The organism is Litorivivens sp. (assembly GCF_057445395.1).
This window is the reverse complement of the sequence record NZ_JBVBUV010000003.1, coordinates 44621-70055: the sequence shown is the minus strand read 5'-3', so window position 1 is coordinate 70055 and position 25435 is coordinate 44621. Positions and strand designations below refer to the sequence as shown.

Here is a 25435-nt window from a genome sequence, read left to right as displayed (position 1 = left end):
GGATAAGCCATGTCTGGCCCACTAACGGGAATTCGTATCATTGAAATGGCAGGGATTGGTCCCGGACCTTTTGCCGGCATGCTGCTGGCAGATATGGGGGCGGATGTTATTCGTATCGATCGCGCGGCAGGCGCAGCGACGCCCTCTGATATTAGTGCGCGCGGGAAGCGCAGTATTGCACTTGACCTTAAAAAGCCGGAGGCGATCGATCTCGCCTTGACTCTGATTGCAGGCGCCGATGCACTGTTTGAAGGGTTTCGGCCAGGGGTAATGGAAAAGCTCGGGCTCGGGCCGGAAATATGCCTCGAGCGGAACCCGAAATTGGTCTACGGGCGGATGACCGGCTGGGGGCAGGAGGGCCCGCTGTCGCACAGTGCAGGCCATGATATTAACTATATTGCCGTCACCGGTGCCCTCGCAGCCATTGGTCGCAAAGCGAGCGGTCCGGTGCCACCATTGAATCTGGTGGGTGACTACGGTGGCGGTTCGTTATACCTGATTATGGGGCTGTTAGCGGCGTTGCTTGAAGCCAGAACGTCGGGCAAAGGGCAGGTGGTTGACGCTGCCATTACCGACGGTGTGATATCGCTGATGGCCCCAACCCAGGCCTATATGGCCGGAGGCACCTGGAGCCTGGAGCGAGAAGACAACTGGCTGGACGGCGGCTCGCACTTTTACGATACCTATCAGTGCGCTGACGGCAAGTATATTTCGATCGGTGCCATTGAGCCGCAGTTTTACGCGCTATTGGCGGAAAAACTGGAGCTGGACCTGGGGCAAGGTGGGTACTCGCACCTGTTTGAGAAGGATCAATGGCCACTGCTCAAGCAGCGCATAGCCGACAAGGTGAAGACCAAAACCCGCGATCAATGGTGTGGCATAATGGAGGGTACCGATGTGTGTTTTGCGCCGGTACTTGATGCAAACGAGGCGGTTCTCTACCCCCATAATCAGGCGCGCAAAAACTATGTCGAGATAGACGGCGTGACGCAATCAGCGCCGGCGCCACGGTTTTCGCGCACCCCCTCTTCGATACAGCGAGGGCCTTGTGCGGCAGGTGCAGATGCAGACAGCATTCTAGCTGAGGCCGGCCTTGGTCGAGGTGACATAGAATCTTATAAACAGGCAGGAGCCATTCGATATGAGTAAGGCGGCGACAGTCCCAAGTGAGACTTTTTCTGCAGCGCAATTTCAGGCGCTGGTTCGTGAGCGGCGCTCAGTGCGCGCTTTTCTTAAACAGCCAGTAGCAGACACTGTGTTGGCATCCGTATTTGAAACTGCTCAGCAGGCCCCGTCTAACTGTAATACTCAGCCCTGGAACGTGGCAGTGGTCAGCGGCGCTGCCAAGGAGCGCCTCAAAGCTCGAATCAGTAGTGATTTTGTGCAGGGTAAAATGACAATGGACTTTCCCTATGATGGGAAATACGAGGGTGTTTACAAAGAGCGTCAGTATGATGCCGCTAAGCAGCTCTACGACGCGCTGGGAATATCGCGTGAGGATAAGGCTGCCCGTGGAGAAGCGTTTTACCGCAATTTTGAGTTCTTTGGTGCACCACATGTGGCATTTCTGTTTTTGCCGGAACATTTTGGTATTCGCGAAGCGGCTGACCTGGGCATGTATGCCCAGAACCTGATGTTGAGCCTGTCAGCGCATGGATTGGCGAGCTGTCCGCAAACTGCGCTCAGCTTTTTTGCTGACCAGATCAGAGAAGAATTGGGCGTAGATTCAAGCAATAAACTGCTGTTTGGCATTTCCTTCGGCTACGAAGACCAGAATCACCCTGCGAATAACTGCGTTACCGGTCGGGCTGATCTGGCCGCGGCCGTAAACTTTATTAACGACTAGCCCGAGAACTACACCTTATGTCTGACACAATATTACAGCAATTGGATGAAGACGGCGTATTGCTGATTACCCTGAATCGTCCGGAAAAGAAGAATGCTTTTAACAAAGAACAATGGGTTGCCTTTCGCGAAGCCATCAATGCCGCGAAGGATAGCCCGAAGGTGGCCTGCGTGGTCATTACTGGTGCCGGTAAGGATTTCTCATCAGGCGTTGATCTAAATGACATGGCTAACGCTGATGGCGACAGTGAGCACCCCTTTGTCTCCAGCGCCCGTGCACTACTGGACTTTGACAAGCCATTGATTTGCGCAGCCAAGGGCGTTGCCGTAGGTGGCGGCGCAACCCTGTTGCTAAATGCTGATGTGGTCTATGTTGGTGACAGCCTGCGCATGCGTTTTCCTTTCGTTCAACTCGGGCTGGTGCCGGAGTGGGGCAGTAGCTATACCCTGCAGCAGGTGATTGGTGCGCGCCGTGCGGCCGAACTGATGTATACCGCTGAATGGATCAATGCAGATCGAGCCTGTGAAGTGGGTATTGCTACCGCGCAAGTCAGTGATGACGGCCTGCTTGATCAGGCGATGTGCAAGGCACGAGAAATTGCTCAGTGGCCGATCTCGTCGCTGGTTGCAACCAAGCGACTGATGCGGCAGGTGCATGTGAACAATGTGCATGCAGCTAATGATCGGGAGCAGGAGGAAATGATGCGGTTGGCCGGGTCGCCAGAAAATATCGAGTCGGTTATGGCGTTTCTGGAAAAGCGTCAGCCGGACTTCAAGCAGTTCCGGAAATAGGTATGAACAAGCATTTTATCAGTGCGCAGAGCCTGCTCGACGATGCCTACGAGCTGGCCGCGCGCGTTATCCAGAGTGATTTCCGACCAGACTGCATTATTGCTTTGTGGCGTGGCGGCACACCGGTGGGTGTGGCGGTGCAGGAGTTGTTTGAATACTGCGGCATAGCGGTGGATCATATCGCCATTCGAACCTCGCTCTACAGTGGAGTGGATCAGCGCGAGCGCCGGGTAAAGGTGCACAACCTTGACTACGTGTTTAACAATTTCACCACTGACAACAAGCTGTTAATTGTGGATGACGTATTTGATACTGGCTTGACGATCAAAGCAGTACTGGCTGAAATTCGCAATAATTTTGGCTCTGGGCAACACGGCGATATTCGAGTGGCTATGCCCTGGTTTAAACCCGCTCGAAATAAAACCGAACTCAAGCCTGACTATTATCTGCATGAAACCGATGACTGGTTGGTTTTCCCCCATGAGCTGTGTGATCTTAGCGACGAAGAGATCGCACAAAAAGGAGGGAAGGTCACTGCGGTAGTGCAGCGCCTGCGTCAGGACATGCCGAAAAAGCCACAGCTCTGATGGCCGCAGCAAACTACCGTGAGCCGCTTCCGGAAAAGCTCCATGCCGATATTCGGCGAGCTTTTGATGAGGCTTATGCGCGAGCGGTAGCTCATCTGCAATACCGCGATGGAAAACCTGAACTGTCTTTTGAACTACGCAGTGCACGCATGGCGGGCCGCGCAACTCCGCATAAAAACCTGATTGAAATCAACAAAGTGATATTCGCTAATAACGCCGAGTGGGATTTTGTCTACGACACGATTGCCCACGAAATGGCGCATATCGTTGCCAGCAGGATGTATCGTTCGCGAGGGCATGATAAGGCATGGAAGCAGGTGGCGTCGGCGCTGGGTGCAACACCGAAGGCCTCCGCAGCCTTTGATACGACGGGCGCAGAAGTACGCAAGCAGAGTAAGCGTAAGACATACCCGTTTGTCTGTCGGTGCCAGCAGTTTGAATTTGGTGCTCAGCGGTTTGCTAACTTTCTGAAGGGAAGTCGTTACCAGTGTCGCGCCTGTAAACACGAGATAAAGCCGGACGTAAAACAGACAGCGGCATTTGCCGATTTATCGTTTGCCAGGCGCGTAAAGTTGAAGGCGCGCAGTTTTTAGCATGCAATTTGTCGCACCCCTTCTTCTTAATTGAGAGAAGGGGTGCTCAGCGTTTAGTAACCGCTCAGACTGGCATAGCGGTCTCGATGGAAACCGCTGTCGCCTAATAACTGAATCGCCATCCGCGCACGCTTCAGAAAGAAGCCTATTTCCAGTTCATCGGTCACGCCAATGCCGCCGTGCATTTGTACGGCTTCGTTGCTCACCAGATAATACAGATCATTGACGGTGGCTTTGGCAAAGCTGGCCATCTGGGGGAGGTCGGCGCGCTCGTCATCTATGGCAGTGAAAGCATCGAGTACCACGGATTTCGCTAGCTCAATTTCGGTGAACATATGTGCTGCGCGGTGTTTCAGGGCCTGAAACGATCCGATTTTTACGCCGAACTGTTCGCGTTCTTTCAGGTAGTCAACGGTGCGTTCAAAGCATTCCTGCAGACCACCCAGCATTTCGGCTGCCAGGCATATACGGCCACGATCAAGGGTCGGATCCAGAATATCCCAGCCCTTGTTCAGCTCACCCAGCAGCCGTGTTTTATGAACTTTTACGTCGCTGAAAACCAGTTCTGCAGTGGCGCGGCTGTCGGCCATCCAGCGCCGGGTCCGTGTCAGTCCAGGGGCGCTTCCGTCGACGATAAACAGGCTGATACCGTCGGTACTGCCGGCCTCTCCTGCGGTGCGGGCGGCGACGATAATCTGATCCGCCGTATGGCCGTCGACCACGGTTACTTTTGTGCCGGTCAGTACAAAGTCATTGCCGTCTGCATTGGCCTTCAGGGTAGTGTTGGCCGGCCGGTGATGACTGTTTTCATCAACGGCCAGTGCGAGGGTTTTTTCACCACTTGCGACGGCGGGCAGGAGGGTTTGCTTTTGCTCGTTAGTGCCGCCCAACACAATGGCTGAGGCACCGAGTACCACCGTGGAAAACAAAGGGGAGGCGGTTAGGGTGCGACCTGTCTCTTCGATGACAGCCCCCAATCCCATATAGCCAAAGTCGAGGCCGTCGTACTCTTCCGGCAGGACCATGCTGGCCCAGCCCAGTTCGACCATTTGTTTCCACAGCGCGCTGTCGTAACCGGTTTCGTTTTTCTCGTCGCGAAGCTTGCGCAGGGCGGATACGGGTGCGCTGCTATTGAGAAATTCCTTGGCAGTGTCTTTGAGTAGACGCTGTTCTTCATTCAGTACCAGAGGCATTGTTTTAACTCCTGCTGTCTGCGCTTAGTCGGGCAGACCCAATACGCGTTTGGCGATAATGTTCAACTGTACTTCCGAGCTGCCGCCGGCGATGGACAGGGCTTTGGAAAATAGCCAGCCGCGTGTGGCAAGCAATTCATCCGAGTTAAAGCCTTCGCCTTCCCAGCCCAAGCCTTGAGTGCCCAGCATGGCAAGCAGGGTTTCTTCCCGTTCTTTGGTGCACTCAGTGCCTACGTATTTCATGATCATAGGTATGTTGCCTTCCCCGGCACCGCTCATCTTTTCTTCGAAGGAGCGGAAATGGGTGAGCCCCAGAGCCCGGTATTTCATTTCGTGCTTAACCAATTGTTCGCGCAAGGCGGCGTTGGCCACTTTTCCGCTGGCATCTGTGCCCACGTAATCCAGAGCTGCCTGCACTGGCGTCAATTGGGTGCCGGCCGGCGTTTCCTGTTCGGACATCAGCTTGCGCTCGTGCTTGAGCAGAGCTTTAGCCACTGACCAGCCTTTATTCAGTTCGCCGACGAGGTTTTCTTTGGGAACCTTCACATTATCGAAGAAAGTCTGGCAGAACTCCGACTCACCACTGATAAGTTCTATCGGTGTGGCGCTGACCCCATCGCTTTCCATGTCGATCAGGAGAAAGCTGATGCCTTCCTGCTTTTTTACGTTGGGGTCAGTGCGTACCAGGCAGAAAATCCAGTCGGATTTGTCGGCGTTGGTGGTCCAGATCTTGGTGCCATTCACCAGAAAGTGGTCGCCCTTGTCTTCCGCCTTGCACTGCAGGCTGGCTAGATCAGAGCCTGCACCCGGCTCGGAATAGCCCTGACACCAGCGAATCTCGCCGCGAACAATTTTGGGAATATGTTCCTGCTTCTGTTCCTCGTTGCCGTATTCGAGCAGGGCAGGACCCAACATCCAGATGCCGATATCCAGCAGGGGGGTGCGGCAGCCGAGCTTTTTCATCTCGTCTTTGAGCACTTTGGCTTCGGCGTCGCTCAAGCCGCCGCCGCCATACTCTTTTGGCCAATCGGGTACGGTCCAACCCTTATCGCGCATCCGCTCGAACCAGATTTTGGCATCTTGGCTGGGAAAGGTCTGATTGCGTCCGGCCCATACCTGTTCTTCACGGCTGGCCGGTTTACGTTGGGATTCCGGGCAGTTGGCTTCAAGCCACTCGCGGACTTCCTGGCGGAAGGATTCGAGCGTGTCCATTGGGGATCTCCTACTGGGATCGCCCCGCCGACTACATTTTTAAAGCTCAGGGAATCAATACCTTGAGGAAAAAAGAAGGCGCGGGCCGATCGTATGCCATCATCACAAATTCAATGCTGAAAGCTTAGCGGAGCGGCCCTTAAACTCAAGGGTGAATCAAGGCAGCTTTATTGGCAATTTCGGTCAGTACACGGTCATGAGATGGGAGCCGAGCCCGGCGCCCCAATGGCTCACCTGCTGCCTTAGGCCGTTCCAGGCCAGAGAAGTGGCTGTGGTGTGGCGGTAGTGTTCGCTGTCGAGTGCGAGCTCCGCGTCACATTGTGCCATGAGTTGCTCGCCAGACACACTGTCGCGCAGGCGCGTGTGTAGGTGGAGTTGGCCAGTATCGGTTGTCAGATCTTCAACATTGATACTGAGGCTGGCTACGGCATCGCCAGGTGCGTTGGCGCTGCGCCAGCCGAGACGCTCGAGCCACTCCTGTTCGATCGCGCTACGAATAAGTTTGCGCAGCGTGCCTTGTTCCTGATGGCTGAGTGATTCGGGATTGTTAAAGGAGATATCTTCAATCCATACAAATCGGTAAGAGTCAAAAGCCGTACTGTCCGTTATATAGAGGGAGGCTGCCGGTATTTCGCGTGCGCCCGGAAAAGCGCAGTGCGGGGTTGCTGCCATAACGGCTGCAGGCATGAGCAACGCGGCGCTGAGTGCCAGGGTAAGACGCATGGACAGGGACATTGGGCTCTCCTTTATTTGGTTTTTGTTATCGCCAGCGCAAAAGTACAAGAGATTAAACTCAGCATGGTTGACCCGCTTCACAGCGAGGGGCATGGTGATCACGTTTTTTTGGTAGTTATTCACAATCTGGAGAAGGCTTGATGAAACGATTTGATGGCAAGGTGATTTTGGTGACTGGTGCGGCGTCGGGAATTGGCGAAGCTGCTGCCTATCGTCTTGCTGAAGAAGGTGGCAAGGTTTTCTGCACGGATATCAATGAAGAAGCGCTAAGCGCAGTCGCTGAAAGAATCAGGGCGCAGGGTGGGGAAGCGATTGCCCATCGCCTCGATATCAGCTCAGAAACAGACGTGAATAACTGCGTGGCCGAATGCATTCGTGCCTACGGTCAGCTGGATACGGTGGTCAATATGGCGGGCGTGTTACGCTTTGATAACTGCCATGAGCTTGCGCTGGCGGATTGGCAACGGGTTATTGATGTCAACCTGACCGGCACGTTTCTACTGTGTAAGGCGACGTTGCCGGAATTGCTCAAAACCAAAGGTAATATTGTGAATGCCGCCTCGACTGCTTCGCTCAGTGGTCTGCCTTGGGGCACGGCTTACGGGGCCAGTAAAGGTGCGGTGTTGTCGATGACGCGCACAATTGCGGTGGAGTATGCCAAGCGTGGTGTGCGCGCGAACTGTGTTTGCCCTGGTGATATTTCGACCAATATGGCAGCAAATGTCACCTTCCCGGCAGATGCCGATATGGCCTTACTGGGAAGAATCAGTTCGCTTACCGGGCCTAAAGAACCCAAGGTAGTGGCGGGTGTCATTGCCATGCTGGCATCTGAAGATGGGGCGCATATTACCGGTGAGCATATCCGAGTAGACGGCGGAACCCTGTCCTGAGCTAACGTTTTCGCTGTCGGGCAGGTACGGTGTGTTTCCGAGCAGACCGCGCCTGTTGGTCAGTGTCTCCCGTCGCCCGCGCAATAGTGCTATCGTTCGGTTATCAATACCGCACGGATAACAACAATGACTGACTACCTGCTGGCTATCGACCAGGGCACAACCAGCTCACGCGCTATCGTTTTTGATAAACAGGGTGCCATCTGTGGCTTGGGGCAGCAGGAGTTTGCCCAGCATTTTCCCGCAGATGGCTGGGTTGAGCACGAGCTGGAAGATATCTGGGCGTCAACGCTCGCGGTTTGCCGTCAGGCACTGGCGGCGGCGGGCATTGAGGCGCGGCAGATCGCGTCCATCGGTATCACTAACCAGCGAGAAACCACAGCATTGTGGGAGCGCGATACCGGCAAACCGTTGGGGCGGGCGATTGTCTGGCAGGATCGTCGCACCGCAGCTCAATGCGAGCGTTTGCGCGCAGAGGGTGTGGAAGCGATGGTGTCGCGACGTACAGGTCTATTGCTCGATCCGTATTTCTCTGGCACCAAATTGGGCTGGATGCTGGATAATATTCCCGGCGCCAGAGAAAAGGCGGAACGCGGGCTATTGGCTTTTGGTACGATCGACACTTTCCTGTTGTGGCGTCTCACGGGGGGGAAAGTTCACGCAACCGACGCCACCAACGCATCGCGTACGCTGTTATACAACATCCATCGACACTGCTGGGATGATGAGCTGCTGTCGTTGCTGAATATTCCTGCCGCAGTGTTGCCTGAAGTTAAAAACTCCGCCGACGATTTCGGTACTACCAGCCCGGAATTATTTGGCGCCGCAATTTCGGTGGGGGCATTAATTGGTGACCAGCAGGCGGCGACGGTTGGTCAGGCCTGCTTTGCGCCGGGCATGGTGAAGAGCACCTACGGCACGGGCTGCTTTGTGATGCTCAATACCGGTGTGCAGGCGATCACTTCTGGCAATCGACTGTTGACGACGATTGCCTATCAATTGGACGGTCAGACAACCTATGCTCTTGAGGGCAGTATCTTTGTTGCCGGTGCGGCGGTGCAGTGGTTGCGTGACGGCCTGCATCTGATTGGCAGTGCCTCGCAGATGCAAGAGCTTGCCGAAAGTGTCAGCAGTTCTAATGGCGTCTATATGGTGCCCGCCTTTACCGGTCTTGGCGCGCCCTACTGGGACCCGGATGCCAGGGGAGCCATTCTCGGGCTGACCCGTGATACCCAGATTGCCCATATCGCCCGCGCGACCCTGGAAGCTGTGTGTTATCAGTCGCGTGATTTACTCGATGCGATGCGTAATGACGGTGCAGAAATAGAAACGCTGCGGGTGGATGGCGGTATGGTGGTAAACGACTGGTTGGTGCAGCGACTTGCCGACACAGTGGGCTGCGAATGCCAGCGCCCTGCGGTGATCGAGACAACGGCGCTGGGGGCTGCCGGCCTGGCCGGTCTGCAAGCGGGACTCTACGGTTCGCTGCCCGATTTTAATCAACTGTGGCGTGCTGAGCAGACCTTTAAGCCAGCAATGTCAGAAGCGGATCGGGAGCGTCGTTATCACGGTTGGAAAAAAGCAGTAGCCCGGGTTCGCAGCTGATTACTGCACGGTCATCGTGTAGTTGAGATCAAGTTCAGATACGCGGCGCGGGCGGCTGATGTAGTAGCCTTGTAAATAATGTACGCCCATATTTCGCAGCAGGTCGGCGCTACCGTCGTCTTCGACACCTTCTGCGATCACTTTTTTACCCAATGCCAGCGCCATATCGACCATGGATTTCACCAGCAGTTGGTCGCTTTTGCGCTTATACAGGTAGCGGATAAAGGACTGATCGATCTTAATGTAGTCTACTGGCAGGTCGCGCAGGTATTCGAAGGAAGTAAAGCCAATACCAAAATCGTCGAACGCAATCTGTACGTTGAGCGACGCCAGTCTTTCGCAGAGTTCGCGTGCAGTTTCAAGGTTATTTATGGCTTCTGTTTCTACAATTTCGAAAATGAGCTGACTGGGGCGAGCACCTGTTTCCAGCAGCAGCGACTTCAGCTCTTTGATAAACAGATCGCTTTCGAATGTGGCCGCGGTGATGTTGACGCTCAGTTTTAAGTCTACATCCTGCCGGTGCCAGGCACCAAGTTGTTCCAGCGCCATGCGCAGCACCAGCAAGTCCAACCGAGCCATCAGGCCGTTTTCCTTGGCAATATCCATAAACGCAGCGGGCGACACGAGGTGGCCGTCTTCGGAGCGCATGCGCACCAGGCATTCGCAGTGGGATATGCGTTCTTTACTCAGGTTGTAAATAGGCTGGTAGAGAAGGACGAAACGTTCATCAGACAAGGCTTTGACAATGCTGTCGTGTACCTGCAGCTTTTCCTGACGCAGTGCCCGGCTATCAATCGACTCGGATATACGATTGATCTTGCCGCGCTCAATGGGTTTCAAGCCACGCAGAGCAGCGGCAGAATTGCTCACCAGTTCGTCGATGTTATAGCCGTCTTGGGCGTACGTTGCCAACACGCCGGTTAGCGTAATTTCTACAGTGTCATCGTCCAACACCGAATAAAAATGCAGCGGCCGATTATGCAGCGGGTGGCCATTTTGCTCGTAGTCCTCCTTGTCAATAATCAGCAGGGCACAGAATTCGTTGGCACCGGTGCGCGCAATAATGGTGTCACAGGTAATCAGGCGTTCAACAAAGCGTGCGGCTTCGCGCAGGATCGAATCGCCACTGTGGAAACCGTACATATCGTTAATGGATGCAAACTTATCAATGTCCAGCAACATCAGATCTACTAAATGGCTGTCGCTGTACTGCTGTATCAGCAGGCTGGCTTCCTCGTGAAAGGCTTCGCGATTCAAAAGGTCGGTGACATTGTCGTGTTTGCTTAACCAGCGCAAACGGCTCTCTGTTTTGCGGCGCTCAGTGATATCCAGGCCAACTGACAGAATCAACGGCTCATTGTTCGCCTGAACTCGGGCATGCACCCACATCAGATCGCTGACGGTACCACTGGAACTGCGGATAAGTTGCTCAGTTTGCAGTCGGGTTTGCTTGCCGCTGATCAGTGGTGTCAGGTTTTCCGTAATGGAGTGGCCGGACAGGTCGGGAAGGATCAGGTCAGTGATTTTGCGGTGATCTACGTCAAGTCGCGTCCAGCCTGCCATTTCACGGCCGTAATTATTCAGCAATTTGATGTCACCCTGCAGTGTGTGGGCGGCAATAACCAGGGGTGAATCATTGACTAGCACATCATTGAAATCCTGTGCTTCGCGGTGCTCTGCAATCTTGTGTACCAGTTGCTGGCGGTGCTCGGCGACAGCAGCCTCCATTTCTTCCAGTGCGTCGGCTACTTCCAGCACGGTGAAGTTCAGCTGATCAACCTCGTCCAAATAGCCGGGCTTGCGGGTGTAACGCTGCAATGAATCCCGCAGTCGATCGTAGTTCGACTCCGACAGCATGGGTATTGCCTTGGATAGGTTTACCAGCTTTTTCAGGGCAGTGCGCAGCGCCAAGTAAGTGAGCAAGATCGTGATGAGTAATGCGATGGCTGAGGCGATCAAACCACCCTTGAGTGAATCTTGGATTTGAGCTTGGGCGTCACTATCGTCTGACAGAATGACAGTATTGATAGGTGTGACGGTGTAGCGGCTTGGCAGAGGCTGGCGCGCTGCGGCGTATAGTCCGGCGCTGGTGCGCGTGTAAACTGTTTTATCCTGGCTCAGGAAGCCGGTGAGAGACTGTATTTCCCGTATGAGCGGGCTGGTGGATGCGGCATTGCTGGAAATGGTTGGTTCCAGGCGGCTGCTATCACTCTTGAGAAACGCAACGTCGGCTCCTGTCAGTACCGCAAAATCCACAAATATCTGCTGTAGATTGCGCACGGCTGACAGGATAAAAAGGGTGCCGTCACTGGAGATGACCGGCACAAAACTGATCTGGTAGCAGCTGGTTGTGCAAAAGATGCGGCTCAGTGGCTGCTGCTGCTCGGAGACGATGGTGATAAGGCGCTCGTCCAGCGTTTCGCCGGGTGCGCGTGTTGGGCTGTCAGCTTGCCATTGCCGCACCCGGCGCCCATCGAACTGATGCAGTGCCATCGATTCAATGCTGGGATTGAGTGATAGCAGCGCGGGCGGTTGCGAAGAGGGTTTATCGCCGCTGTAGGCATCTACCGGAACCTGCGTCAGGATATCCTCGAAACTTTGGGTAGAGCGCTCCACCAGCTTTTCAAATATACCGAAGAGTTCACCAACCCGCTTTGCGCTGGCCTGCTCATTGACGCGCACGGCGCTGATATAGGTCAGAGCACTGTTGCCCAATAGGGCCAGTGTGGTGATCAATGTAATAACAAACAGGAGCTTGGTCTGTAGACTAAGCTTTACCTGCTTCTGCGGGCTGGTCATGAATAAGAGTGACTGTCAGAAACGGTATCCCGCCATCATAACAAACAATTCGGACCTTTCGCTGATTTGCCGGTTGGGATTGTCAATATTGGGAACAGGCGCTGATCCTCTAACACCGTGCACCTCGGCTGCGAGCAACCAATTTGGCGCCGGGGCCCAGCGACCACCCAGGGTGAGCACCGTGGAATCGGTTTCGTTGGGACGATTGCGATCGCCGAGCTGGTGGTCAATGCGCGTGTACCATGTCAGCGTGCCAGTTTGCTGGTAGTCGGCCTGAAGGTAGGCAGTTTCACCCTTGCTGGCGAAGTTGCCCGCAGCACCGAACGCAGGGCTAGCGAACAGTCCATTGGTAGACAGTAGGGAGTATTCCAGTGTGTAAGAAATTTTCTCGCGGTTGTGCTGCAGTGACAGGGCAATGATATTGGCGTCGAGCTCTGCGATTGCCTGGGGGCTGTCAAAGGTGAGCGTGGCATCGTAATAGCTCATCGCCGCGCGCCAACGCCCGCCCATAAGGTCAGTGCTCAATTGGGCGGCGAAAGGGCGGCGCAATTCTGCCTGACCACTGAATAAGCCACCTTGGCCGCCAAATATGTTTTCAAACGTATTGGAATCAATATCGTCGGTTCTACCGAAGGTGGCTATAAAATGTGTGGATTGCTGGTCGCTATCCCAATAGTTGTAGAGCTGTAGGCCGTCTGATGAAAAAAACAGCTCGCGGATACCGTAACCTTCGTAATACAGCTGTGGCAGCAAGATGGAGGGGCGAGTGAAGAAAATATCCCGGGTTGAGTTATAAAAGCCGTAGGGGTTACGCACGCGTCCGGCCCGAAAACCGGCGCCAGACTGTGCGGACTGGAAGAAGCGATAGTCTGCATAGAAGTAATCAGTGCGAATACTACCGTCGTCGCCGCGTCCGGCGTCACGGGCGTAGAGTTGCCCGGCGATGCTCAGTTTAGGGTCGACGCGATAAATGCCGCCCACTCCCGCTTCGTAAAAATCCCAGGAGCCGTCAGTGCTTTCGCCATAAAAGTTGTTTTCTTTGCTGTACAGATATCCTTGGCTGACAAAGCCATGCAGATTTATTCCATTCAGGTCTTTGGCGTGGAGAGCGGGTGCTCCCGACACAAGTAGCATGAGAAGTGCGGCGACTGTGCAGGCGAGTTGTGGATATCTTATGGTCATTATCAGAACCTGAATTTCGGGTCGGTAAGCTGAGTATTGCTACCGACAAACTTAACCGGGCTATCGTTGCCGGGGAGTTGGTTGGCGTAACCAATGGCGCCAGGCGTGGAGCGTACTTTGTCGTAGAGTTGGTAGGTGGTGGCAACGACCGTTGGTGCATTGCCGGAGCCGGTGAATGTCAGTTGGTCCCATTGTTTGCGAAGAACATAGGGGAAAGTTTTCAGGAAGGTGATGCAAAACGTCTTGTGCGCCGGATGCGATTCAGGCAGAACAAATACCGTGACCGGTGTCCCGTCAGGCCAAGACTGCATACGTCCGAAAAACACCGAACGCAGGGTTCCTGAGGATAGGCTGGGTGGTAATTCCACCGCATCATTGACGATCACCTGCACGGCGCCCGTCGCTTCCTCCGCAGCGAGGGGAAATGTCGCCACCAGCCAGAAAATAAGGCTCGCTAACAAGGAGCTAGGGTGGTTACACCCGGCTTTGCTCAATCCCGCTTCTCCCATACTGAAAGTGCCGTAAGTGTTGGGCAGACGGCTCGGCACGGCCAACTTTTAATTATAACTCCGCCTTAAAATCCTGAATAAAGGATAGTATACGTCGGGCATTGGCCCCTAGATCGCCTTTGCCAACCCGTGATACTGAGCTTAGATCAACTTCGCTGCCAGAACCACTATTTGTCACTCGAATAACCACATCGTCCTTAAAACCGAACCAACGGGTCGTTGCTACGGCTTCGATCTGATAATTCTGTTCGTCTTTGAGGTAGACTTCCCAACCTTGCCGCTTGGCCGTGGCCAGTGCGAGCTGGAAAGCTTCGGCAGCGCTCAATTCAGTCGTTAGGGTCTGTAGTTCAGGGTAGGCACTGCGCTGGATCTCGGCCAGCTCGGGTGTATATTCCAGCGGGTTGGTGCCTGGCCCCCGCTGGGCCGGGGCGGCCATGAATTTCGGCGGATCTGCCGGGTCGGTCGTTACATTGTGGATCATGGGAGTGCTGCCGCCGCTGAATAAGTTTAGCGAAAAGAAGGCTAGTGCAGGCAGGCCGAGCAGGGCGGCGTAATTCAGGGTGCGACGGCTTTTGTCATCGTTCTGGCGGCGTGTGTACAGGGCCGAAAGGACTATGCTGGTGAGTCCGGTCAAGGTGGCCAGCATGAACAGCAGCAAGCCGATCCTGAAGTTAAATAGCTCCCAGCGGGTACCCAGCGCAGACAGTGGCAGCAATATCAGGCTTAGCGCGGCCATGACCAGGGTTGTTTTCGCAATTCGAGACATAGATAGGCTTCCGGCGGTGGAGGTCGTCTGATTACAGGTTTTACTATTATCTTTTTGTAACTATACCACGCCTTTTCAACAGGCAGACAGCGTGATTAACTACCGCGCCTCAGCTCCGCGGGCACAGCAGAGCATCAGAATGATTAAGTGGAAGGGACTATGACTCGAGTAAAAGACAAGGTCTGTATCGTGACAGGTGCAGCAAGTGGTATGGGCAAGGCGGACGCGATTCGCCTGGCGGCTGAAGGCGCCAAGGTGGTATTGACTGATCTGAATGAGCGAGACGGTCAGGCCGTTGCACAGGAAATTGGCGACAGCGCGCTGTTTATTAAGCACAACGTGACCAGTGAAGATGACTGGAAAAGGGTTGTGGATACCGCGGTATCTCATTTTGGCGGTCTGGATGTGCTGGTGAACAATGCCGGCATGATGACCATGGGCTCGGTCGTGGATTGCACGCTGGAAGAATATCGCAAGGTTAATGGCGTTAACAGTGAGGGGGTGTTCCTGGGCTGCAAATATGCCATCCCGGCGATGGAAGCCACGGGTCGCGGCGGCTCGATCATTAATATGTCATCGGTTGCTGCGCTGCACGGCATGTCTTTTATCGCGGCTTACAGCGCGAGCAAAGGCGCGGTAGCGGCCCTGACCAAATCGGTAGCGCTGTATTGCCGAGAGCGTCGCAACGGTATTCGCTGTAATTCGATTCACCCAGACGGTGTGAAGACTCCGATGGTGTTTAAAGTGGCTACTGGCGCGGAAACCGCCACACGCGAGGAAATCGAGTCGCTGTCTACCGAAGCTAACCCGATGTGTGAACCCGAAGATATTGCCGCGTTGGTGTTATACCTGGCCTCAGACGAGTCCAAGTTTGTGAATGCGGCAGAAATGTTGATCGACAATGCAGCTACCGCTACACCGCCCATTGGCGTGTAACCTACTGGAGCAGGGCGCCCGGTATTACTGGGCGCGATCTTTCCCGGCTTCCAGAGCCTTCATAATATTTTCCAGTTGATCCGCCAGGATATTGCTGGCAGCTACTTCCATCGCCCTTCCCAGCTCTGCTTTCACCACAATTTCAGCCATGGGCCGCATCCGCCAGATCAAGTCGATGATTTTGGGGAATTCCTCCTTGGGCGGGAGCGACTTTTCTTCGTAGGGGCGCAGCACGTTATCTGAAATCAGTCGCACAAATTCCTTGGCCACTTTCTCCACGTTGTCGCGGCTCATGCGCAGGATTTCCAGCTGATCGCCCAAGGGGATACCCATTGCGCACAAATCTGCGGCGACTTTCAGGGTGCTCATGCTGTTCACGCGCACCTGTGCGCCCTGAATGATGGCTATTCCGAGTTCGCTGGCCAGTCGGATATTTGCCGGTGTGAGCTGTCGGCCGAACATTGTCACCATTTGGGTCATGGGAATTATTTCTGGCGCTTCCTTGCCCCAGGGGCTGTTGATTGCAGACTCCATGCCCAGGATTTCGCTCAGGCCAATGCCTTTTTCCAGGCCACTAATCAGATCGAGAATACTGGCGAGGGTGTAACCCCGATCAAGCAAATCAGCGATTACGCGCAAGCGTGACAAATGCTGATTGTTGTAGATACCCTTGCGGCCCCGTAGGGTGGGTGGTGGCAGCAGCCCTTTGTCCTGGTAGGCGCGTATATTGCGCACGGTGGTATTGGCGGCAAGTGCCAGCTCTTCAACCGTATATTCTTTCTTGTCTTCAGTCTCAGGGGCTTGAGGCGCCTCATTCTGCTGGCGGTACTGGGCCATGTTCTGAATTGTTTCTTCGGGAAACTTCATGCTTCGTTTGGCTCGGGCATCTTCAAATAGTGAATATTTGTTTGATAAATGGTGGTTTTCAGCGCAATCCCGCAGCTTGCTTTAATTGGATTGCGCCTTGAAAACAACGACATAGCCCAAAAGCGCGGGGTGCTCGTCATTTCAGCCAATGTCTATTCTACCTACCTCAAACTATCTTGACATCAATTAATGGTAGGTTTATGTTACATCAAATAATGATACATAAATGTGTGTTTCATATTCTAATGGATCATAAGGCAGTGAAACTGCTTCAGAGGATGATAATAATGAATGGTTTGCGCGCTTTTCCCCTGCAGCTGCTAGCAGTTGGCGCGGTTCTCTCACCCTTGGCAAATGCAAAGGCGACTCTGGAAGAGGTGATTGTTACTGCACAGCATCGAGCCCAGAGTCTTCAGGACGTGCCGGTGTCGGTCAGTGCCATCGGTGGCGACAAAATGATCGAAGCGGGTATTAACCGCATGGAGGATCTTCAGGCCTACGTACCAAACCTGACGGTTACGGAGAGTGGTATCAGTACTGATATCTTTATCCGGGGCATTGGTACCGGGATGAACCAGGGCTTTGAGCAATCGGTTGGTATGTATGTCGATGGCATCTATTACGGCCGCGCCCAGTTGGCTAGAGCACCGTTCCTGGATCTTGCCCGAGCCGAGGTTTTGCGCGGGCCGCAGAATATCCTGCATGGCAAAAACAGTATTGCGGGTGCGGTCAATCTGCACACTGCGGACCCAACAGAAGAGTATGAAGGCTTTGCATCGGCACTCTACGAGCCAAATTTTGATGAAAAGGTTTTTGACCTGGTGCTGTCTGGACCATTGACCGATAAGGTGGGGGCGCGGTTTGCAGCGCGTCTGCGTGACTATGGCGGCTATGTTGAAAACCTAACGCTGGACCGCTTCGGGCCGCAACACGATCAGGCGACCTACCGGCTGAAATTAAACTGGGAGGTTGATGACGACACGACCGCCTCGCTAAAACTTGAGTACGGCCAATTTGATTCGCTCGGTCGACACGGTGAGGTTATCCGCGACGATCCTTCAACCTCGTCCACGTTTTTGTTCACCGGTCGCACCGAAGCGGAAATTCTCGATCGAACTTATTTCCCACCGCTGGTTGACGTGGATACCCACGATTCTGTAGCCAACAACTATCAGGACTTTAAAGGGTCTTCCAACGGCAATTACAGCTATAACGACACCTACAACATGACGTTGGATGTGACATGGTTGTCGGATGCGGGGAATGAATTCAAATCTATCACCGGTCTGATGGCCTATGAATACGATGACCTGTGTGATTGCGATTCGACTGCAGCGCCGTTGTTTAAACTGACGTTGGCAGAGGAATACCAGCAGCTCAGTCAGGAATTACGCTGGGTGTCACCCGTCGGTGAGCCCATCGACTACATTGGTGGCGTGTACCTGCAGCGTACCGATCTGACCTTCAACGACAAGCTTATTCAGGACTCGGAGGTTGTCGTGCAATTGTTGAACGCGGCCGATTTTCAGGATGGTGGTACCCGGGGCGATTACGACCCCAACCCTCTGGGAGTTGATCCGGTTGAAGTGCTGGGGGTTGGTGATGCGGGTAATGCGGTAGCCGATATCACGGCACCGCGTGAGTTCACTAGCGTCTCCGATATTGCCTCGGCATTTATGCAGGCTACCTTCAACCTTGCCGAAACTTTTCGTGTGACGCTTGGTGGGCGCTACACCTATGAACACAAAAAAGGCAGCCGTTCGCTCGACCTGGCCGATCTAAACGGTAACAGTCTACCCATCGGTGAGGTGGATACGGTGGCCGCCATCAGCTTTGCGGCCGAACGCCACAACCTGAAAGGCGAGCGCAGTGAAACCCATTTTTCACCGCTGATTAATTTGCAGTGGGATTATTCGCTGGAAGGTATGGCGTACTTTACCGCTACGCGTGGTTTTAAAGCCGGTGGCTTTGATGCGCGCTCCAACCAATCACCAAGCGCTGAGCTCACACCCGCCAATCCGGGCGCGCCAGTGCCTAACCGAGTTTCTCTGGTGGGCACTTTCGAATACGACGAGGAAATGGCTACCAGTTTCGAGCTCGGTATGAAAACCGGTTTGCTCGACGGTGCCGCTGAGTTGAATGTTGCAGCGTTCTATACCATATACGAAGACCTGCAGATCAGCATTTTCGATGGCACATTGGGCTTTAATGTTGGCAACGCCAAGGAGGCGATTACTCAGGGCATTGAGCTTGATGCGCGCTATCAGGTGACTGAGTATTTGAGCTTGGGCGGTGCGCTGGCACTGCTGGATTTTGAATTTACAGATTTCAAAAACGGGCAATGTCGCCAGGGGCAACAGCCTACCTCAGACGATGGACTCTACTGCGACTACACCGGACAGAGCAACCAGTATGTGGCTGACTGGTCCGGCACTTTCATTATCGGCTACCTGCGGCCGATCAGCGCCACACTGGGTATCGGCGCGACGCTCGATATTGTATTCACCGATGATTACAACCCTTCGTCCAATGTAGATCCCCGTGTTGAACAAGAAGGTTTTACCAAACTCAATGGTCGCATCGGAATTGGTGCTATTGATCAGACCTGGGAGCTCTCTCTGGTAGGCAAAAACCTGACCGATGAAACGGTGATTGTCTACGCCGCTGATACCCCGCTGGCCAATACTATTTTTGGCAGTACAACATTTACCGGCTTTGTTGAAGCGCCGCGCTCGGTTGCGCTGCAAATGACCTACCGCTGGTAACCGGAGAAAATACGATGAAATTATTTAAGTATCTCGCGTTATTTGTACTGATGATAGCCGCCATGCCTACCCTGGCAGAGACTGAAGGGTGGACCCTGCAGCGTGAAAAAGATGGCGTCAGCGTCTACACGCGAGAAGTGAAAGATTCTGCGTTCAAAGCGTTCAAGGGTGAAACCGTACTTGAAGTTGAGCTTAATCGAGCCATGGCGCTGATGGACGATACGGCGGCCTGCGTTGAATGGATGCATTCGTGCAAGTCGCCAATTCTGATTCGCAAGCTGTCCCCTCTACAGCGTTACAGCTACATGGTGAACGATCTGCCGTGGCCGGTAAAAGACCGCGCTTTACTGCTTCAGGCCACCATTAGCCAGGAACTTCCTAGCCGGGTTGTAACAGTTGCGCTGACAACGCTGGATCCCGAAACACTCGCGGACAGTGATAGGAAACGTGTGCCCGATGATGGCGGTATTGTATTAATAGAAAAAGCGAATGGCTTTTTCCGTTTTACCCCGCTCAATGAAAAACAGACGCACGTGGAATATCAGATGCACACTGAGCCCAGTGGTGCATTGCCAGCCTCGCTGGTGAACAGCATGGTCGTGGATACGCCGTTCTACACGCTTAAATCCATGCGCGACGTAGTTAAAGCCGAGAAATACACCGATTTCAGACCTTTTTAATGGACTGGCGGCCGCGTGCGGCCACAATCAAGGAGATTGTCATGACTAACCCCGTAATGCCTGTTCGCAGAAACCTGAATTTTCACTTGCCGGCCGAGCGCATCAGCGATTGGCACGGTGGCAGTATTCATATTTCACATTTTCTCAATGCCATGTCTATTTTCTTTCCAGTAGGGGAGCGCTTTTTTATCGATAGCGTGCGCCATTATCGCGATAAGGTCAGCGACCCGACCCTGCAGGAGTCCGTAAAAGGGTTTATCGGCCAGGAAGCCATGCATGGTCGCGAGCACGAGGAATATAACGATGCGTTGACAGCCAAAGGCCTGCCTGCGGATAGATATGAAAGGCTCGTGCTTAAGCTGCTTAATTTTTTTCGTCGCTTTACGCCAAAAGTTTCCCAGCTGGCCGGTACTATCGCGCTGGAGCACCTCACGGCCATACTGGCGCATCGAATCCTTTCGGATAAAAGTCGATTGACTGGCGCTGAACCACGATTCGCCGCAATTTGGCATTGGCACGCGCTGGAGGAAACCGAACATAAAGCGGTGGCATACGACGTCTATGCGAGCGTAATGAAGAACCGTTTTCTGGCTTATATACGACGCTGTGTAGCGTTAATCATGTCTACTGCCATCTTTTTTGTCTTGCTAATTCCATTTCATGTGGGTTTGGTAGCACGCGAAAAAGGCCAGCTCTTTAACCTGAAAGGCTGGTGGCGTGTGACAGTTTTTCTTTGGGGGCCGCGCGGCGCTCTGCTGCGAGCGCTACCAGATTGGCTTGATTTTTTCCGACCAGGCTTCCATCCCTGGGATCACGACAATCGCGAGTATTTGGAAGAAATTGACTCGCTGGTGACTGAAGTTGAAGCCTATAAAGCGCAGGGAGCTGCGGCGTGACTAACGCTGCCAACCTTGAGCAACCCTCGGCGTCGGCCTTTGCCGAGTTGGAAGCGTTGTTTGCGGCCACATCGCTGGCCGCAATTGACCGCGATCAACTAAAGCAGTGGCGTCCGCAGGGTAACCTCTGGAATCGTTTGAAACCATTGATTGCCCGCCAGGCTGGCGCGGATCTTCGTTGGACGGAGATCGACGGCCACCGTCTGCATTACTGGGATAGCGGCACACCGAACAAACCTGTGTTGGTGCTTGTCCACGGGTTCGGTGCCAGCAAGGAAAACTGGTCTTATCTCGCTGCCATACTGCGGCGCGATTACCGGGTGCTGGCATTGGACCTTCCGGGTTTCGGTAGCAGCAGTTTTCGTACCGAGTGTGATTATCGCGTAGATACGCAGGCTGAGCGGGTCGCTCAGTGGTTAACACAGCTTGGTGTCGGTAAGGCATTTATTGCCGGCAGTTCCATGGGGGGCGCGATCGCCGGGCTGGTGGCAGCGCGCTATCCGGCAATGATCGATGGCCTATGCCTGATGAACGCCGCCGGCGCACCGGCAACGCGCATGAGTATGCTAGAGGCGGGCGTGCTCGCCGGGAAGAACTATCTTGTGGCCGACACGGCAATGCAGGCTCAGCGTGTGTTTCAGCTTTGCTTTCACTCTCGCAAACGAATGCTGGGTGTTCTGTTCGGCTTGCTGATGGGTAAGGACATGGCACAGCGCAGTCCGGTCAATCACGCGATATTTGCTGACCTTGTTGGGTCTCTTGGTACGGCAAACGAAGCATTACCCAGTATCGCAGCTCCGACACTGGTGTTGTGGGGTGATAGCGACCGAGTGCTCGACAGCAGTTGTGTAGATGCCTTCCTCGCAGCCATTCCGCAAGCTCGAGCTATGGTGTTCCCTGAAACGGGTCATCTCCCGATGGTGGAGAGGCCGCAGGATACGGCGACAGTATTAAAGGGCTACTTTAATGCCGCACTCGCAATGGAGACAGATTCGTGAATAACAAAAAACAAGTCATTCTGGAAACCGCCATTGTTGGCGCCGGTTTTGGCGGGCTTGGTTTGGCCATCCGCTTGCTACAGGACGGCTGCAGCGACTTTCAGATATTTGAAAAATCTGATGATGTAGGCGGTGTGTGGCGCGACAATATCTATCCCGGTGCCGCCTGTGATGTGCCGTCGCATCTTTACTCTTTCTCATTTGAACCCAACCCCGGCTGGAGTCGAGCGTTTGGTGGTCAGGCGGAAATTCATCAATATTTGCAACACTGTGCTGATAAATATCAGTTGTGGGATAAGATTCAATTTGGCGCGGAAGTGGAAGCGGCGCTATTCGACGAACAGCGGAACCTCTGGACGTTGCGCTTTCGAAGTGGTGATGAAATTCGCGCGCGCGCAGTTGTTCTGGCTGTCGGTGCGTTGAATGTACCTGCCTATCCGTCCATAGAGGGGCTGGATACGTTTAAAGGCAAGATAATGCATACCGCCGAATGGGATGACCATTATAGTCTGGAGGGTAAGCGAGTTGGGGTGATAGGTACCGGCGCGAGTGCGATTCAGGTGGTGCCGAGCATTCAACCACAAGTTGCCGAATTGAAACTTTATCAACGAACTGCACCCTGGGTTATGCCCAAGCGTGACGGTTGGATACCGCCGGTCTGGCGTAAGACTTACGAACGCTTTCCCATTCTGCAAAAGCTTCACCGAACGCTGCAGTATTGGATGTTTGAATCTACCGCTCCAGTGATGATTAAAAATAATTGGATGACACGAGTCGGTGAACGTCTGGGGCGCCGTTACCTGCGCCGCAAGATTCAGGATCCGGTGCTGCGCGAGAAGGTCACGCCGACCTACGCATTGGGGTGCAAGCGGGTTTTGCTCTCAGATGATTATTATCCAGCATTGACCAAAGCCAATGTCGACGTGCTGACCCAGGGCATTCGGCGTGTGGATGAGACCGGCATTGTCAGCGCCGACGGCAGTCACCAACAGCTCGATGCGCTGATTTTGGCTACTGGCTTTAAAGTCCCGGCTGCGGGTGCGCCGTTTCGAATTGAAGGCCTTGGTGGTCGGGTGCTGGACGATGACTGGCGCGGCGGTTCAGAAGCCTATTTGGGGATGGCGGTTACCGGCTATCCGAATCTGCTGTACATCATGGGGCCGAATACTGGGCCAGGTAATATTTCGGTGATTTTCTATATCGAATCGCAGCTGCGCTATATCATGGCCTACCTCAAGCATATGAGGGAACGCAATATTGCCGCACTGGATATCAAGCCCGATGTACAGCGTAAGTTTAACGATATGATTCAGGCGAAGATGCAGAAGACTACCTGGGTATCGGGTTGTGATAGCTGGTATCTCACCGAAGATGGCAAGAATACGACGCTGTGGCCGGGCTATTCCTGGCAGTATCGTATGCAAGCAAAACATTTCGATCCAAGTCTTTATCGCAGTATCCGGACGCGTCCATCGGCGCGTGAACTGGCGCTAGAGCCCGGATGCGAGGCGATACCCTCAGCGTGACTGAAGGTGGCTGATAGAGCAGGGCGAAAATTCACCAATAAGGAAGTCTCATGCTAGAGGTAAATGGCAAAGTTATTGCAATCACAGGGGCAGGCTCAGGAATCGGACTGGCGCTCACCAAACTTTGTTTGCATCACGGAGCGAGGGTGGCGGCGTCTGATCGCAATATGTCATCGCTAACTGCCTTGGGCGTTGAATATCCCGACGTTCTGCATTGCGCGACTGTTGATGTCAGCGACTCGCAGGCGATGACTCAGTGGGCGAAAGATGTGGTGGCGCATTTTGGTCAGTGCGATGTGCTTGTGAATAATGCAGGCGTGTCGCTGTCCAGTAATATCCAGACCATGAAGCGAGCAGACCTTGCGTGGTTGATGGATATTAACTTCTGGGGTGTGGTCAATGGTGTAGAAGCTTTTTTACCACATCTGATTGAGCGTCCCGCCGCCTGTGTAGTCAATATTTCCAGTTTGTTTGGTTTAATGGCAGTGCCTTCGCAATCTGCTTACAACGCCGCAAAATTTGCCGTGCGCGGTTATTCCGAATCGATGCGGCAGGATTTGCGCGACACCAATGTGAAGGTGGTAACCGTGCACCCGGGTGGCGTGAAAACCAATATCGTACGCAATGGTAAGCATTTTGACAGCCTCGATGGCAGTGCAACCAACACCGAAGAAACCGCAGCCATGTTTGCCCGTGTAGCCTCGACGACACCTGAACGCGCCGCCGAGATTATTTTGAAAGGTATTAAGAAGGGGAAGCCCCGGGTACTGATCGGGCGCGATGCCATCTTTCTGGATATTCTGCAGCGTCTGCTGCCGGGTGTGTACGACCGCATTACCGTACCGGCTTCTGTGAAAGGTCGGCGTCGGCTTGCCAGTCAGTAGCTGAATCCTACCCGTGACAAGATTTGCTCCCTCCCTTGGCCTGTCGTTTCGACCGGCCCTTTTTTTCTTCAGCATTTTTTCTCTTGTTGTAAGCACGGTCTGCGCTCATGAAAACCCCTTGGGTTCGATAGACCTGCAGCCAGTGCTGAGGAACCCTTCGATGCGAATGCCGACTGCAGAAACGCTGGTGCACGTCAGCGGTTTTAGCTATCTCAATAACCGGGATCGATTGCTGGATGATCTACTGGACGCCCGTCATGCTGCGGTTGCTCTGGAATCTAGTGTGCGCAGGTTGGAATACTTCCCCGGTGATGAATCTGAGCTTATTGACCTGCTCAGAGGAATGGACGGCAAAGCGACAACGGCGCAGGCCGGTATTGGGTTAGTGTTGGCAACACACTGGCAGGATAACCGCTATACCCTTACCGCTGCTGCGAGAACCCGCTTTGCGGGAACCTTTGAGTATGTGGCGTCTGACGAGCCGAAACTGCGTTTGGCGCCGGTAGTTGCTTTTATAGAACTAGCGAAGCTGGAGTCGAGGGTTCGGGTGTCGGGCTATGGCGTAGCGGAGGTGGCGCTGCATCGGCGAATGGATGAAATTGCGCTGCCTGCCACTCGCATCACATTGAGCGTTAAGCACCAGGAGTATTCCTTGTACGAACGCGATGTACCTATTCAGGATTATCGCGAAAGTGATCTGTTCAAGCTCGGTGATTATAGCCGTCGTTTTTCCCGGCCGAACCTGTCAGTGGCGAGTGTTACCGACGTGGGTGACTGGCGACTGGGTTTAGCGATTGAAAATCTTGTGCCGGATACACTCAGAGGATTGCAAAGCACTGCGTATCGCATACGTCCGCAAGCCACTGTGCAAATTGGCTACCAGTTGATGTGGGGCAGCGCCAATCTCTATCAGGATCTTAACAGTCAGCCGGCTTTTGGTCAGGTGAGTGAGCGCCGTGAAACGGCCCTGAAGTTTGATATGCCGCTGGGAAAGCGTTTCGTAATCGGCGCCGGTTATCAGTATGTAGCCAAAGGTCGTGACGACGATGCCTTCAGCCTGTCGTTGTCATATCGGCTGCCAGACAGTTTCTATCTGGGAGTAAGCGCTACTGCCGCTAGCCGCCATGAGTTCGGCGGTGCGTTTCGCATTCAGTTGCCTTTGTTTTAACAGACGC

The 25435-nt window shown here is 53.9% G+C and carries 23 protein-coding genes; 15 read left to right on the top strand and 8 right to left on the bottom strand.

Going from position 1 to position 25435, the window contains the following annotated elements:
• Window positions 1–9: 9 nt before the first annotated feature.
• Genes AC222A_RS01830 through AC222A_RS01810 form a run of 5 tightly spaced genes read left to right on the top strand, consistent with a single transcriptional unit; the run spans window position 10 to window position 3817 of the window.
• Window positions 10–1149, top strand: coding sequence for a CaiB/BaiF CoA transferase family protein (locus tag AC222A_RS01830; RefSeq protein ID WP_372747992.1), 1140 nt, complete (start codon window positions 10–12; stop codon window positions 1147–1149).
• On the top strand, window positions 1142–1846 hold the full coding sequence (locus tag AC222A_RS01825; protein WP_372747991.1) for a nitroreductase: 705 nt from the start codon (window positions 1142–1144) through the stop codon (window positions 1844–1846). The genes AC222A_RS01830 and AC222A_RS01825 overlap by 8 nt, the downstream gene beginning before the upstream one ends.
• Before the next feature lie 17 nt (window positions 1847–1863).
• The gene (locus AC222A_RS01820) at window positions 1864–2637 is read left to right on the top strand and encodes an enoyl-CoA hydratase/isomerase family protein (protein ID WP_372747990.1); all 774 of its coding nucleotides are present in this window, start codon (window positions 1864–1866) and stop codon (window positions 2635–2637) included.
• A 2-nt stretch (window positions 2638–2639) separates the two neighbouring features.
• On the top strand, window positions 2640–3224 hold the full coding sequence (locus AC222A_RS01815; RefSeq protein WP_372747989.1) for a phosphoribosyltransferase: 585 nt from the start codon (window positions 2640–2642) through the stop codon (window positions 3222–3224).
• On the top strand, window positions 3224–3817 hold the full coding sequence (locus AC222A_RS01810; protein WP_372797418.1) for a SprT family zinc-dependent metalloprotease: 594 nt from the start codon (window positions 3224–3226) through the stop codon (window positions 3815–3817). Before AC222A_RS01815 ends, AC222A_RS01810 begins: the two co-directional genes overlap by 1 nt.
• A 53-nt stretch (window positions 3818–3870) precedes the next feature.
• Here the strand turns inward: AC222A_RS01810 and AC222A_RS01805 are convergent, their stop codons facing one another.
• From AC222A_RS01805 to AC222A_RS01795, 3 genes are all read right to left on the bottom strand, one after another.
• The gene (locus AC222A_RS01805) at window positions 3871–5010 is read right to left on the bottom strand and encodes an acyl-CoA dehydrogenase family protein (RefSeq protein ID WP_372797416.1); all 1140 of its coding nucleotides are present in this window, start codon (window positions 5008–5010) and stop codon (window positions 3871–3873) included.
• A gap of 24 nt (window positions 5011–5034) precedes the next feature.
• A complete protein-coding gene (locus tag AC222A_RS01800; protein ID WP_372747986.1) occupies window positions 5035–6222 on the bottom strand; it encodes an acyl-CoA dehydrogenase family protein in 1188 nt (395 codons plus the stop codon).
• Between the two features lie 183 nt (window positions 6223–6405).
• On the bottom strand, window positions 6406–6957 hold the full coding sequence (locus AC222A_RS01795) for a hypothetical protein (RefSeq protein ID WP_372763977.1): 552 nt from the start codon (window positions 6955–6957) through the stop codon (window positions 6406–6408).
• 140 nt (window positions 6958–7097) lie between these two features.
• Here AC222A_RS01795 and AC222A_RS01790 point away from each other — a divergent pair, with 140 nt between their 5' ends.
• Both AC222A_RS01790 and glpK read left to right on the top strand, forming a co-directional pair.
• Window positions 7098–7847, top strand: coding sequence for an SDR family NAD(P)-dependent oxidoreductase (locus AC222A_RS01790; protein WP_372759098.1), 750 nt, complete (start codon window positions 7098–7100; stop codon window positions 7845–7847).
• A gap of 126 nt (window positions 7848–7973) precedes the next feature.
• A complete protein-coding gene (glpK, locus tag AC222A_RS01785) occupies window positions 7974–9452 on the top strand; it encodes a glycerol kinase GlpK (RefSeq protein ID WP_372763976.1) in 1479 nt (492 codons plus the stop codon).
• Here the strand turns inward: glpK and AC222A_RS01780 are convergent, their stop codons facing one another.
• From AC222A_RS01780 to AC222A_RS01765, 4 genes are all read right to left on the bottom strand, one after another.
• Window positions 9453–12251, bottom strand: coding sequence for a putative bifunctional diguanylate cyclase/phosphodiesterase (locus tag AC222A_RS01780; RefSeq protein WP_486774584.1), 2799 nt, complete (start codon window positions 12249–12251; stop codon window positions 9453–9455).
• 15 nt (window positions 12252–12266) lie between these two features.
• On the bottom strand, window positions 12267–13433 hold the full coding sequence (locus AC222A_RS01775) for a hypothetical protein (protein ID WP_486774583.1): 1167 nt from the start codon (window positions 13431–13433) through the stop codon (window positions 12267–12269).
• Between the two features lie 2 nt (window positions 13434–13435).
• The gene (locus tag AC222A_RS01770) at window positions 13436–13927 is read right to left on the bottom strand and encodes a hypothetical protein (protein ID WP_372747868.1); all 492 of its coding nucleotides are present in this window, start codon (window positions 13925–13927) and stop codon (window positions 13436–13438) included.
• Between the two features lie 67 nt (window positions 13928–13994).
• The gene (locus tag AC222A_RS01765) at window positions 13995–14708 is read right to left on the bottom strand and encodes a DUF1499 domain-containing protein (protein ID WP_486774582.1); all 714 of its coding nucleotides are present in this window, start codon (window positions 14706–14708) and stop codon (window positions 13995–13997) included.
• A 159-nt stretch (window positions 14709–14867) separates the two neighbouring features.
• On the opposite strand from AC222A_RS01765, the gene AC222A_RS01760 reads away from it, so the two are divergent.
• On the top strand, window positions 14868–15644 hold the full coding sequence (locus tag AC222A_RS01760) for a glucose 1-dehydrogenase (RefSeq protein ID WP_372758611.1): 777 nt from the start codon (window positions 14868–14870) through the stop codon (window positions 15642–15644).
• 24 nt (window positions 15645–15668) lie between these two features.
• Here AC222A_RS01760 and AC222A_RS01755 read toward each other — a convergent pair whose 3' ends face one another.
• Window positions 15669–16511 (bottom strand): MerR family transcriptional regulator, encoded by an 843-nt coding sequence (locus AC222A_RS01755; protein ID WP_372747865.1) that lies wholly within the window; start codon window positions 16509–16511, stop codon window positions 15669–15671.
• 287 nt (window positions 16512–16798) lie between these two features.
• Between AC222A_RS01755 and AC222A_RS01750 the strand changes: the two genes are divergently transcribed.
• The 7 genes from AC222A_RS01750 to traF all read left to right on the top strand — a co-directional run bounded on the left by AC222A_RS01750 (window position 16799) and on the right by traF (window position 25428).
• Window positions 16799–19276, top strand: coding sequence for a TonB-dependent receptor (locus tag AC222A_RS01750; protein WP_486774581.1), 2478 nt, complete (start codon window positions 16799–16801; stop codon window positions 19274–19276).
• Between the two features lie 14 nt (window positions 19277–19290).
• The gene (locus AC222A_RS01745) at window positions 19291–19956 is read left to right on the top strand and encodes an START domain-containing protein (RefSeq protein ID WP_372747863.1); all 666 of its coding nucleotides are present in this window, start codon (window positions 19291–19293) and stop codon (window positions 19954–19956) included.
• Window positions 19957–19997: 41 nt separating this feature from the next.
• Complete coding sequence (locus tag AC222A_RS01740) at window positions 19998–20852, top strand: metal-dependent hydrolase (RefSeq protein ID WP_372747862.1); 855 nt, start codon at window positions 19998–20000, stop codon at window positions 20850–20852.
• A complete protein-coding gene (locus AC222A_RS01735) occupies window positions 20849–21850 on the top strand; it encodes an alpha/beta fold hydrolase (protein ID WP_372781250.1) in 1002 nt (333 codons plus the stop codon). The genes AC222A_RS01740 and AC222A_RS01735 overlap by 4 nt, the downstream gene beginning before the upstream one ends.
• Window positions 21847–23376: a flavin-containing monooxygenase gene (locus tag AC222A_RS01730; protein ID WP_486774580.1), complete on the top strand. Its 1530-nt coding sequence runs from the start codon at window positions 21847–21849 to the stop codon at window positions 23374–23376. The genes AC222A_RS01735 and AC222A_RS01730 overlap by 4 nt, the downstream gene beginning before the upstream one ends.
• A 50-nt stretch (window positions 23377–23426) precedes the next feature.
• The gene (locus AC222A_RS01725; protein WP_372747859.1) at window positions 23427–24260 is read left to right on the top strand and encodes an SDR family NAD(P)-dependent oxidoreductase; all 834 of its coding nucleotides are present in this window, start codon (window positions 23427–23429) and stop codon (window positions 24258–24260) included.
• Window positions 24261–24420: 160 nt separating this feature from the next.
• On the top strand, window positions 24421–25428 hold the full coding sequence (gene traF / locus AC222A_RS01720; protein WP_486774579.1) for a conjugal transfer protein TraF: 1008 nt from the start codon (window positions 24421–24423) through the stop codon (window positions 25426–25428).
• The last annotated feature ends 7 nt before the right edge of the window (window positions 25429–25435 follow it).